Here is an 11,206-nt window from a genome sequence, read left to right as displayed (position 1 = left end):
CACTTTGATAATGCCTTTGAGAATCCAGCTTTGGATTACTTAAGAATCTGCGTGGTTTTAACCCGCAGAGTATCAACCACCAAGTCCGCCAGTCCCTGGAGTTGGAAAAAATTTTGACCACCGCCGTCACCACCATCCGGCAGACCTTGGACGCCGATCGCGTGACGGTGTTTCGCTTCGATGCGGACGGGGCGGGTACGGCGATCGCGCGAAGCCGGCGGAAAGCCAGGACACCCCTTTCGGAACCCTCCCCCGACGGGCCCTACACCCTCGACGCCCCCATCATGCGATCCGGCGGGGACGGGACGGCCGAGGTTTGGGGATTGTTGATGGTCCGCGCCCACCCCCGGGCCCAAAATTGGGATCTGGCGACCCCTTCGTTTTTGCGGCGGCTCGCCGACCAACTCGCGATCGCCATCCGGCAGTCGGAATTGTATCGGGAGGCTCAAACTCAACTGACGAGACACCGGCAAATCGCCGACCGCCTCCAACACGACGTCCTGCACGATACCCTCACCGGCCTGCCCAACCGCACTGCCCTGATGAAACGCCTGTGCCAAGTCTGTCAGCCCCGGGAACCGGGCGACGGATTTTCCAAGTTCGCCATTTTGTTCTTGGATTTCAACGGCTTCAAGAAGATCAATGATAGCTGGGGTCACGCCGCCGGCGATCGGGTCCTCAAGATTGTCGCCCGACGCCTGCAAACCTGCATCCGCGACACGGATTTGGTCGCCCGCCTGGGGGGGGATGAATTCGTCATCCTCCTCGAACCGATCCGGGAAATTGCAGATGCCATCGAAGTCGGCGATCGCATCCATCAAGTGCTGCAAGGGGCGATCGAGCTTCAGGAGACGACCCTGACCATCGCAACCAGTATCGGGATCGCGATCGGCCAGTCCCCCTCCGCCGTCCCCGAACAGTTGTTGGACGAAGCCGACCGCGCCATGTATCAGGCCAAACGTAAGGGACTCCCCCATGTGGTTTTTGGCGATGCCGGCGGTTCGGATTTTTGGGCAAATTCGTAGAGGACGGGAGATTCTCATCCCCCGTCCTCACAATATCGGCTGTCAAGACCGGCCCATCGATTGGTTCGACAACAATTTAATTTTTCTGACACCATTAATGCACCCAGCGATCGGTTCCGGACTTAGGAGTTTTTCTGGCTCCGACGGCTGGCAACCAGACCGACTGCAACGGCGCCGAGACCGAATAAGGTGGCCGGTTCGGGAACGCTGGCCGGCGCGATCGATTCCACCATGACCACCAAGTCATTGTAGTCGCGATCGGTGTGACCGCCCACCCACAAATCCTCGAACGCGATGATAAATTCGTTGTCGGTGAAGAGTCCGGGTGCCTTACCCGGTAAAGCCATCGTGGTTGCATCGTCTCCCTCGTAAACGACAGCTTGTTGGTAGCCTCCGTTGTTTAGGGCGTTTTGCGTGTAGAAGGTTTGGCCGCCTCCGTTGGTCAGATAGAAACCAAACTCGTTGCCAAAGTCAGTGTAGAAGTTGTATGAGGGTGAAGTGGTGGGTACACTGGCGCCGGGAGCAAATGGAATGGTAGAAACCGAAACCGAACCGTCGGCCAGGAAGGTGAAATAAGAGCTATCCCCCTCATCGTTGGCTCCGCCAAATAATTGGATTTTTGTCCCCGCCGCATTGTAAATACCGAAGATATTGTCCGGTGCATAGCCCGCAATCTCGAACATGAAGCTGGCAGTGCTATTGCCGGTGGCGGTGCTTGTAAACCACTCATAACCGGTTTGGTCATTTACCGTGTCCACCCCCGGACCGTCGGTGGTGATGCCATCGAGTAACTCTTGGAGCGAGTATCCAGATCCATCCCAGCTCGTGCCGAAGTCGGCGGCTCCCGCAGATTGGGGGGCTAAAAATACGCCGGCCAAAGCTAAAGGAAGAGTGGCGATGGAAGCAACGATTTGAGTTTTCATGAGAATCGAACCCCTTGTTTGGTCTTTCTTCTTATTTACATATTGGCACAGCCGTATAATCACGGTCAACGCTAAAATGGACATTTTACAGAAGCTTCGTAAATGCACGGATGGCTTTACCAGACCTTGATCCATTGATAGTGAAAATCCGGAATTATCAAACTTGATATATGTGCGCCCCGGTGATCAACTCGGTAAACATTCGGAAATTGACCTCGAAAAACACCCGATCGCAGGTTGACAAAAACGTTAAATTATGGTAATAAATTAGAAGAATTGACCATCCCATACCTCCCCACCCTTTTCCCGTTTCCCAAACTTCTCTCCCATCCCGACCGTCAACCCCAATGTCCGGGGTTCCAGGAATCGGAGGCAGCGTCCGAGATGGCGGCACTTTCGCGATCGCCTCAAGTCGTGTTAGAATTCAGCCAGCCCGAGAAAGGAGACAACGAGAACCATCGGCACCAGTATTTAACCGGATTTGATATCAACCCAAGTTGATGATAAAGGACGAGAGGTTCTCACCCCCCGTCCTCACAATATCGCCTGTCAAGACCGGCCAATCGATTGGTTCGACAACAATTAATTTTTGTAACAACATCAATGTATCCAGCGACGCGCTCGGGACTTAGGAGTTTTTCGGGCTCCGGCGGCTGGCAACCAGACCGACGGCAACGGCGCCGAGACCGAATACGGTGGCGGGTTCGGGAACGGAAGTGGTAAACGCAGCGCCAGAGAAAGTCATACCCTCGATCAGATCACCACTTGCCAGTAAGGCTTCAACTTCAGCAACAGTTGTACCAACCTTTTGGAATGTCAGGTTGCCGGCACCCTTATAGGTTTGACCACCAATGTTAAAGTCTCCGAAGAGGTCAACATTAATACTCACTAAACCATATTGTGGATTACTCTCTGAGAGCCGGTAGCTGGCTTGATATAGCTCAAAAGTGTCTACTCCGTCCTGGATACTAGCGTTCGCTAGAGTTGATAGACCACCCCAACCCAGATCACTGTTACCAAAGTCGATGAAAGAGTTGCCACCTTCAACTTGAACAGGCGAGAGTAAAGTCGTGAAGTCTTGAGCCGTGAAGTCTTCAATACTGGCCGTGTCAAAACCTTCAAAGATGCCTGTAGCAGATGTAATTCCGATCGGAGTGATCGGCTCGGGGTTAAAGTCTAATCCCTCATCGCTTAATGTCACTGTGCTCATTCCACCAGGAAGTAAAAAGCCACCGCCGATTTGAAATTCACCAAAACCAGCAGCGTTAGCAGCACCGGCTCCGGAAAGTACACCGGCTAAAGCAAAAGGAAGAGCAGCGATGGAAGCAAAGATTTGAGTTTTCATGGTCAATCCCTGGTTTGAGTAGGTCTGGTTCGTTATTTACATATTGGCACAATCTGATGGAAACAGTCAATGCTCGAAGGGAGCTTTTACTGAAGCTTCGTAAACAGACAAATGGTTTTGCGAATCCGATCAAAGAAGGGTGAAAATACGGATTTATTAAGCTTGATCAATAAACAACTTCGCTCCATTGATAGTGAAAATACGGAGTTATTAAGCTTGATCAATAAACAACTTCGCTCCATTGATAGTGAAAATACGGAGTCATTCAGCTTGATCGAGTTGGCCCGTCAGGGACGGGGTCTGAAAATTTCCCAAATTTTCTCGTTCGGGTCAGGTCGTGTTAGAATTCGGCCGGTCCAAGAGTTCAAATCGATCATGGAAACTATCTCGATCGCCCGAGTTCGCCGACACCTCCACCACTGGATTGAGACGTTCTTGAGCGTCCCCCACCCCAACTTCGGCGGACTGCCGCCCTGTCCGTTCAGCCGAAAAGCCTGGAGCGAAAACCGGGTCGCGATCCGCGACAGCGCACCCATCGCCCCCTTCAATTGCGACAACCTGGAAAATACCGCGATCGTTGCCGCCGAGCGGTGGGGGGACGACCTCGACGTTTTCATCCTCGTCGCCCCCACCGACGTCGCGGACCCGCAACACCTCGATCGCCGCATCCGGGATCTCAATCAAATCCTGGCGACATTCGATCTCGTCGCCTTGGCGGACTGTCCCCGCAATCCCGCCACCACCCTCAGCCACACCGACACCAGCAACGGCCGCTACACCCTCGTTTTGATTCAAAAACTCAGCCACCTGCAAACCGCCAGCGATCGCCTCCGAGAAACCGACTACTACAAAAACTGGTCTGAAGCCGATTTTGAGAACATCGTCAACTGGCGATCGCACCTCGTGCGCCGGGTGTAGGGTGTAGGGTGTAGGGTGTAGGGTGAGTTGGACTCTCAAATTGCCACAAAAAAACCCCGAACCGGGGTCGAAAAAATACGAAAACTGTGAAGCTACCTTAAAGCAGGTAGAGCAAGATAAACAAAATAATCCAGATCACATCCACGAAGTGCCAATACAACTCGGCGGCTTCCGGGCCGAAGTGGGACTCCTGAGAATAGTGACCCGCCTTTCGGGAACGGAACAGCACCCCCGAAATCAGCAGGACGCCGAAAGTAACGTGCAGGCCGTGAAACGCCGTCAAAACGTAAAAGCAACTGGCGTACAGGTTCGTCGTCAACCCGAACTCCAAACTGCTGTACTCGTAGATCTGGCCCGCCAAGAAGACAATCCCCATAATCGCCGTCGCCGCGAACCAGACCCGCAAACCCGCCTCGTCGTCCTTCTTAATCGCCCTGTTGCCGCGATTCATAACGAAACTGCTCGAAATCAGGATCAGCGTATTGATACCCGGTAAAAGCAATTCCCGCTCGATCCCCTCCGGTGGCCACTGTTCGGACATCGCCCGATAGATCAAATAGGCCGAAAACATCCCCAGGAAGATCATACTTTCCGCCACCAGGAAAACCACCACTCCGAGTATGCGGTGATCGGGGTGTTCTTCGTGATGACCTTCCGAACCGACCGTTTCCTGTTGATAACCGAGGACGGTTTGAGACTCGTCAACTGTTGAACCTTGCATGAATTTTTAATCCGAGTAGTAATACAAACGGGCGATCGCGCCCGAGACGGAGGGCGGATGCCCTCCCATTTCTTCAGGAACAATTCGAGATTATTCCGAATCCTCCGACTCGCCCAACAGCGATGAAGATTGGGCTTCCGAAAGGGGGACGCCGACTTCTTTTGCCCGGGGCGGGGCGCTGCCGGCCATCTCTTTCAAACGGGCGCGGATTGCCAAGGTCTTCTTCGTACCGTAGTCGTAGGGACCCGTTCTCAAAACCGGCGTCCCGTAGAAGTTTTCGATCGGCGGCGGAGAAGACGTCATCCACTCCAGCGTCAACGCATCCCAGGGATTTCCGGGAGCTTTGGGCCCTTTGAACCAACTCCAAACCGCGTTGATGATAAACGGGAACGTCGAAACCGCCAATATATAAGTACCGATGGTGCAGACGACGTTGAGATCCGTGAATCGGGGGTCGTACATGGCGACCCGGCGGGGCATCCCCTGGAGTCCCAAAACGTGCATCGGCATGAACGTCAGATTGGCTCCGATCAGAGTGAGGACGAAGTGAACCCGCCCCCAGGTTTCATTCATCATCCGCCCGGTCATTTTGGGGAACCAGTGGTAGATGGCGGCAAAAATGCCGAAAACCGCACCCCCAAACAGGACATAGTGGAAGTGGGCGACCACGAAGTAAGTGTCGTGGACGTGGATATCGAAGGGGACCGACGCCACCATAATTCCCGTGACACCGCCGATGACGAAGGTGGCGATGAAGCCCATCGCGAACAGCATAGCGCTGTTGAGGCGCAGCTTGCCGCCCCAAATGGTCGCCAGCCAGCCGAAGACCTTGATGCCGGTGGGGACGGCGATGATCATGGTGGTGATCATGAAGAACATCCGCAGCCAGCCCGGGGTGCCGCTGGTAAACATATGGTGCGCCCACACGATCAGACCCAAAAAGCTGATGGCGAGGCTGGAGTAGGCGATCGCCTGGTAGCCGAAAATGGGCTTGCGGGCGTGCACCGGCAGGATATCCGAGATCAAGCCAAAGAAGGGCAAGATCATAATATAAACCGCCGGGTGGGAATAAAACCAAAATAAGTGCTGGTACACCACGGGATCGCCTCCCCCCGTGGGATTGAAGAAATTGGTACCCGCCAGCAAGTCGAACGACAGCAGGATCAGGGCGGCGGCGAGGACGGGGGTGGAAAGCAAGATCAGCGCCGAAGCCGCGATCATCGCCCAGCACATCAGGGGCATATCATTCAACCCCATGCTGGGAATCCGCATTTTGAAGATGGTGACGGAGAAATTGACCGCCCCCAAAATGGATGAGGTTCCCAACAATAAAATACTGAGAATCCAAATTTCTTCCCCGACTTTCCCCGACACCAGACTCAGGGGGGGATAGGACGTCCAGCCCGCCTGGGGCGCCTCGATCAGGAAGCTGGCCAGCAGCAGCAGGCCGCCGGGAGGAATCAGCCAGAAAGCGACGGCGTTCAGTTTGGGAAACGCCATGTCCCTGGCACCGATCATCAGGGGGATGAGATAATTGGCGAACCCGGCGCCGGCTGGGACAATCCACAGAAAGATCATGATCGTTCCGTGGACGGTGAACAGGCTGTTGTACATTTCCGGGGCGACAATATCCGCGTCCGGGGTCGCCAGTTCCGTCCGCACGATCCCGGCCATCGCCCCCCCGATCAAATAGAAGATGAAGGAGGTGACGAGATATTGGATGCCGATCACTTTGTGATCGGTGCTGAATCCGAAAAAGTCCTTCCAGTGCCGATCGCTTTCTTCGTAATGAATGGAAGTGTCGGCGGTTATGTTTGCTTGAGCCATAAGAAAAGTGAAAAGTGAAAAGTGAACAGTGAAAAGTGAATGGAATTTTTCTCTGTTCTGTGTTCGGACTCCTGATTTTGGGGCTAAAGCCCGACAACTGGGGTTTGGGCGTGGTGTTTCAAATGGGCGATCGCATCCACATCAACGCCCACTTCGGCCGCGTAGGGGGCCAGATATTCCGCCTCAGACAGTTCGGCCGGATTTTGGGCGAGCGCGGGTTGCCCGTCCGGGTTGTTGGCGAAGCTATTTTCCGACACCCAGGTTTCAAACTCTTCCGGCGTGTGAACCACCATCGTCGTCCGCATGGAACCATGGTAGCCGCCGCAGAGTTCGGCACAAACCACGTTGTAGGTTCCCGGCTTGTTGGCCGTGAACCGCAGTTGGGTGGTGCGTCCCGGGATGGCGTCCTGTTTGAGCCGCAGTTCGGGGACCCAGAGGGCGTGGATCACGTCCTGGGCGGTGATGTTCAACTGCACTTCCTGGCCGACGGGCATATGCAGTTCCCCGGAGATGACTCCGAGATCTTCATAGTTGAAAATCCAGGCGTACTGCAAGCCGTTGACGTTGACGGTGAGATCGGCCGGGGAACCCATTTCTTCGGGAGATGCCCCGATGCCCAGGGCTAGTTGTTTGGGAGAAGGGGTCGAATCCTCCTCCCCGGGGAGCGGTGCCGCGATCGCCGCCCCGGACAGTTTGGCGTGGGCCTGCATGGAATGGGACCCCGACGCCATCGGATCGAGTCCCCCCATCTGGTTATAAATCTCGAAACTGTAAATACCGATCGCCAAAACGATCGCCGCCGGAATCGCCGTCCAGACGATTTCTAAGGGAATGTTACCGTGCACGGGCGGGCCGTCGGTGTCGTCGCCGGGACGGCGGCGGAACCGGATCAGGGAAACGACCAGCGCCCCCTCCACCAGCAAGACGAGGCCGAAGGCGATGGTCATCATCAGGTTGAACAGGCGATCGACCTCCGCCGCTTCCGGGGAAGCCGCCACGGGTAACAGGCCGTTATTCTGACCGTACCAGAGGCTGATGAGGGTAATTGCGATCCCGACCAGCAAAGTTAAGATCGAGCTGGGAATATTCACCGAATACCTCCTTATTGGACACTTCCGATTCCGAGGCCGGGCGGAAGTGCATCTTTGCGTACAGCTTTCGATCCTAAAGGATGGAAGCAGAATTGTTGACAAGTGCCTCCAATTGTCAGCTCGCAGCCGTCCTTCCCAAGGTAAAGCAGATCACAAAAAAAAACACCGGCTTTGCGATCGGGTCTTCAGATTTTTTTTGGGATCGGGCCGCTCCCCCCGCATCGCGAAACACACAAAACTTAAAATAAATGTTAAAAATTGTAATATTTTGCAACAGGCGATTAAAATCCGAAAACTTTCTAAAACCCCGTTCAGATTCGGGTTGCACCGCTAAGGTAGATCGGTAAGAATTATCAAATCAAATCCGAGGATTGGGGATGGGGGCGGGTTCGGGCGATCGCGTACCCGGGCCGGAGTCAAATTTTGACCGCCCGACCCTGCCGACTTTGGGGAATTCCCCCTGGACTTCGGCACCTTTGACCCACCCCAATCCTGTCCTTCGATCAGGTGGAACTCATGGCCAACACTGTCCTCAAGACTGCCGGGATTTCATCCCAAACTCAGCCTCAAGAAAGAATCCGTCGCCTCGTCTGGAAACTGAGCGTCGCCACGCTGCTGTTGATGGCGATTGGCAGCGCCACCCGGGTGATGAACGCGGGACTCGCCTGCCCGGACTGGCCGCTGTGTTACGGTCAACTGGTTCCCGCAAACCAGATGAACCTGCAAGTCTTCCTCGAATGGTTTCACCGGCTGGATGCGGGCCTGATCGGCCTGGGGGCGATCGCACTGGCGGGACTCTCCTGGTGGCACCGCCGGGACCTGCCCAACTGGCTGCCCTGGGCCTCCACGTTCGCCCTGTTTTTGGTTCTATTTCAGGGGATTCTCGGCGGGCTCACTGTGACGGAACTGTTGCGGTTCGATATCGTCACCGCCCACTTGGGGACGGCGCTGCTGTTTTTCTGCACCCTGATCGCGATCGGCTGTTCCCTGATGCCCTACTGGGGCACCGGCAACGCCGGACGCCTGCCCTGGGTGGGTCTGGCCGCGGCGGTTCTGATTTACCTGCAAAGTCTCGCCGGGGGGCTGGTGGCCTCCCAGTGGGCCCTGCACCAGTGTTTGGGGGTCGCGCAACTGTGCGGGGTGATGAACGGCCACATCCTCGGCGTCGTCCCGGCCACCCTGATGACGCTGGGGGTAGTCGCCCTGGCTTGGCGGACGTCCGCCCTCAACCCGATCCTCCGGCGTCTGGCCTACTGGGCCGGCTTCTGCGTCGTCGCCCAGATCGGTTTGGGAGTCGCCACGTTCAAAGTGCACCTGCAAGTTGAACCCCTGACGGTGGCCCACCAGGCGGTGGGGGCGACCTTGCTGGGACTGTTGGTCGCCCTGACGGTGCTGGGACTGCGCGATCGCGGCATCCGTCATTTATCCCAATCCCGCGTTCTGGGCAATTGATCGGTTTCCCCGCTATCATTTCAGAGCGATCGCACTCCTCCACCTCAGACGCTTTGGAATGGGCGCCGATCCGACTTGTTTGCGATCGCCCCAGTTCCGACGAACTCTTTTAACACGGAATCATCCATGCAAGATATCATTCACACCAATCCATCCCGACTCCACGACAACCCGTTACAAGTCCTCAAAAGTTACTATCAACTCACCAAACCCCGAATTATTTTGCTGTTGCTGATCACCACGGCGGCGGGGATGTGGTTGGCGGCGGAAGGTGAGGTCGATCCCCTGCTGTTGTTGGTGACGATGACGGGGGGAACCCTGGCGGCGGGCTCGGCCAACACGATCAACTGCATTTACGACAGCGATATCGACCACATCATGGAACGCACCCGCTGGCGCCCGATCCCCTCCGGGCGGGTCAAACGCCGGGACGCCCTCATTTTCGCCGCCGCCCTGGCCGTCACCTCCTTCACCCTGCTGACGGTCTTCGCCAACCTGCTGGCCGCTTTGTTGGCGATGTCGGGAATTGTCTTCTACGTCGCCATCTACACCCACTGGCTGAAACGCCACAGCACCCAAAATATCGTCATCGGCGGCGCGGCCGGCGCCATTCCTCCCCTGGTGGGATGGGCCGCAGTGACGGGCGAGTTGAGTTGGACGGCTTGGCTGCTGTTCGGAATTATCTTTCTGTGGACTCCCCCCCATTTCTGGGCCCTGGCGATCATGATCCGGGACGAATACCGGGATGTCGGCGTGCCGATGTTGCCCGTCATCGAAGGGGACGAACCGACGGCGAAACAGATTTGGATTTATACTCTGATCCTGATCCCCTCGACTTTGTTGTTGGTGTACCCGTTGGGGACCAGCGGCGCGGTCTACGCCGCGATCGCCCTGTGGTTGGGCGCGATTTTCATCCAAAAAGCTTGGCAGTTGTTGCAAACTCCCGAAGACCGGGACGTGGCGCGATCGCTGTTCAAATATTCCATCTTCTACATGATGTTATTGTGTGCGGGAATGGTCGTTGACAGCCTCCCGGCGACCCACCAAATGACGATGGCGTTGGGCGAAAACCTGCAAACCTGGATGGGAAGCGCGATGGCGTTGTTGTAATTGTCGGCATTCCGATTGGCTAGGGAATAAGGAGTAGGGAGTAGAAAGAAATTTCTCACTCCTGACTCCTCACTCCTCAGATCGAGTTCGGATAATCAGTCATCATACGTTTGACTGCCAATCGATCGCCATCCCCCAACCCCCCTTCCAACTGTGGGGGCAACCTTATATAGCAGTGCCCGCTCGTATAGTTACAAAACCTATAAAAGGGAGTCGGGAGTCGGGAGTCGGGAGATTGATCATTCCCGGCGTGTTACCACGCCAGCCCTCGTTGCTATAGGGTTGCCCTTCGTCATAAGTCGTTCGATCACGATTCACCGATCGCCCGCATTTTATATGATTAATTGTTAATTATTAATCAATAATTTGATAGGTCCTGCAACGCCTCTTCTTTCAACTGCTGGCGGACGGCCAGGGGCGCGATCACTTCCCCCTGCGATCGCCACTCTCGCAGCCGCATCAATAGGTCGATATCGCCGATCCTGATCCAACCTCGGTAGTAAGAATCGTTGGGCGATCGCTGTTTGAGGACGTGCAAAATGGTCGCCCGTTCCAGGGGATCTTCGATCTCCCGGTGCAGCAGTTTTTCTAAATTTTTGTAGGCGATCGGTTGAAACGTCTCGTGGTGTCGGGTATAATCCACATACCAGCGGGCAAATTTCGGAGAAAACCGCACGATCAACAATGCCCGTTCCAGTTGACACTCCCCGCGAAGACAGCGACGGAGATTCTTCCTTCAACGATCCGACTTGCCCTGACAGGTTTGCACCAGCCAAAGTAGCGGTCAAATCTCC

The 11,206-nt window shown here is 55.5% G+C and carries 11 protein-coding genes; 5 read left to right on the top strand and 6 right to left on the bottom strand.

The window, feature by feature from the left end:
• Positions 1-101 precede the first annotated feature (101 nt).
• Entirely contained in the window at positions 102-1,025 is a 924-nt protein-coding gene (locus tag AC0QHF_RS04285; protein WP_324702948.1) for a sensor domain-containing diguanylate cyclase, read from the top strand.
• Between the two features lie 122 nt (positions 1,026-1,147).
• On the opposite strand, the gene AC0QHF_RS04280 is transcribed toward AC0QHF_RS04285, so the two are convergent.
• A complete protein-coding gene (locus AC0QHF_RS04280) occupies positions 1,148-2,032 on the bottom strand; it encodes a DUF4114 domain-containing protein (protein WP_324702947.1) in 885 nt (294 codons plus the stop codon).
• Positions 2,033-2,185: 153 nt separating this feature from the next.
• On the opposite strand from AC0QHF_RS04280, the gene AC0QHF_RS04275 reads away from it, so the two are divergent.
• Positions 2,186-2,449, top strand: a complete 264-nt coding sequence (locus tag AC0QHF_RS04275; protein ID WP_324702946.1) for a hypothetical protein — start codon at positions 2,186-2,188, stop codon at positions 2,447-2,449.
• Positions 2,450-2,576: 127 nt separating this feature from the next.
• On the opposite strand, the gene AC0QHF_RS04270 is transcribed toward AC0QHF_RS04275, so the two are convergent.
• Positions 2,577-3,293 (bottom strand): PEP-CTERM sorting domain-containing protein, encoded by a 717-nt coding sequence (locus AC0QHF_RS04270; protein ID WP_324702945.1) that lies wholly within the window; start codon positions 3,291-3,293, stop codon positions 2,577-2,579.
• 375 nt (positions 3,294-3,668) lie between these two features.
• Here AC0QHF_RS04270 and AC0QHF_RS04265 point away from each other — a divergent pair, with 375 nt between their 5' ends.
• Positions 3,669-4,211: a hypothetical protein gene (locus AC0QHF_RS04265; protein ID WP_324702944.1), complete on the top strand. Its 543-nt coding sequence runs from the start codon at positions 3,669-3,671 to the stop codon at positions 4,209-4,211.
• Between the two features lie 97 nt (positions 4,212-4,308).
• On the opposite strand, the gene AC0QHF_RS04260 is transcribed toward AC0QHF_RS04265, so the two are convergent.
• The 3 genes from AC0QHF_RS04260 to AC0QHF_RS04250 form a co-directional block, all read right to left on the bottom strand.
• Entirely contained in the window at positions 4,309-4,932 is a 624-nt protein-coding gene (locus AC0QHF_RS04260) for a cytochrome c oxidase subunit 3 (RefSeq protein WP_324702943.1), read from the bottom strand.
• A gap of 90 nt (positions 4,933-5,022) precedes the next feature.
• On the bottom strand, positions 5,023-6,759 hold the full coding sequence (gene ctaD, locus AC0QHF_RS04255) for a cytochrome c oxidase subunit I (RefSeq protein WP_324702942.1): 1,737 nt from the start codon (positions 6,757-6,759) through the stop codon (positions 5,023-5,025).
• 83 nt (positions 6,760-6,842) lie between these two features.
• Entirely contained in the window at positions 6,843-7,850 is a 1,008-nt protein-coding gene (locus tag AC0QHF_RS04250) for a cytochrome c oxidase subunit II (protein WP_324702941.1), read from the bottom strand.
• Positions 7,851-8,366: 516 nt separating this feature from the next.
• Here AC0QHF_RS04250 and AC0QHF_RS04245 point away from each other — a divergent pair.
• Both AC0QHF_RS04245 and AC0QHF_RS04240 read left to right on the top strand, forming a co-directional pair.
• Positions 8,367-9,302 (top strand): COX15/CtaA family protein, encoded by a 936-nt coding sequence (locus AC0QHF_RS04245; protein WP_324702940.1) that lies wholly within the window; start codon positions 8,367-8,369, stop codon positions 9,300-9,302.
• 126 nt (positions 9,303-9,428) lie between these two features.
• Positions 9,429-10,412 (top strand): heme o synthase, encoded by a 984-nt coding sequence (locus tag AC0QHF_RS04240; protein WP_324702939.1) that lies wholly within the window; start codon positions 9,429-9,431, stop codon positions 10,410-10,412.
• Between the two features lie 358 nt (positions 10,413-10,770).
• Here AC0QHF_RS04240 and AC0QHF_RS04235 read toward each other — a convergent pair whose 3' ends face one another.
• Complete coding sequence (locus AC0QHF_RS04235; protein ID WP_324702938.1) at positions 10,771-11,088, bottom strand: TIGR03985 family CRISPR-associated protein; 318 nt, start codon at positions 11,086-11,088, stop codon at positions 10,771-10,773.
• Positions 11,089-11,206: the final 118 nt, after the last annotated feature.

This window comes from Lyngbya sp. CCY1209 (assembly GCF_055795065.1).
Note: the sequence above shows the minus strand (reverse complement) of the source record. Positions and strands in the feature narration are given on the sequence as shown.

What these genes read in the sequence shown, in the direction of transcription:
- AC0QHF_RS04260 (WP_324702943.1), bottom strand. Translation starts at nt 4,932, where the DNA reads ATGCAAGGTTCAACAGTTGACGAGTCTCAAACCGTCCTCGGTTATCAA.
- AC0QHF_RS04245 (WP_324702940.1), top strand. Translation starts at nt 8,367, where the DNA reads ATGGCCAACACTGTCCTCAAGACTGCCGGGATTTCATCCCAAACTCAG.
- AC0QHF_RS04265 (WP_324702944.1), top strand. Translation starts at nt 3,669, where the DNA reads ATGGAAACTATCTCGATCGCCCGAGTTCGCCGACACCTCCACCACTGG.
- AC0QHF_RS04270 (WP_324702945.1), bottom strand. Translation starts at nt 3,293, where the DNA reads ATGAAAACTCAAATCTTTGCTTCCATCGCTGCTCTTCCTTTTGCTTTA.
- AC0QHF_RS04280 (WP_324702947.1), bottom strand. Translation starts at nt 2,032, where the DNA reads ATGTCCATTTTAGCGTTGACCGTGATTATACGGCTGTGCCAATATGTA.
- ctaD (WP_324702942.1), bottom strand. Translation starts at nt 6,759, where the DNA reads ATGGCTCAAGCAAACATAACCGCCGACACTTCCATTCATTACGAAGAA.
- AC0QHF_RS04240 (WP_324702939.1), top strand. Translation starts at nt 9,429, where the DNA reads ATGCAAGATATCATTCACACCAATCCATCCCGACTCCACGACAACCCG.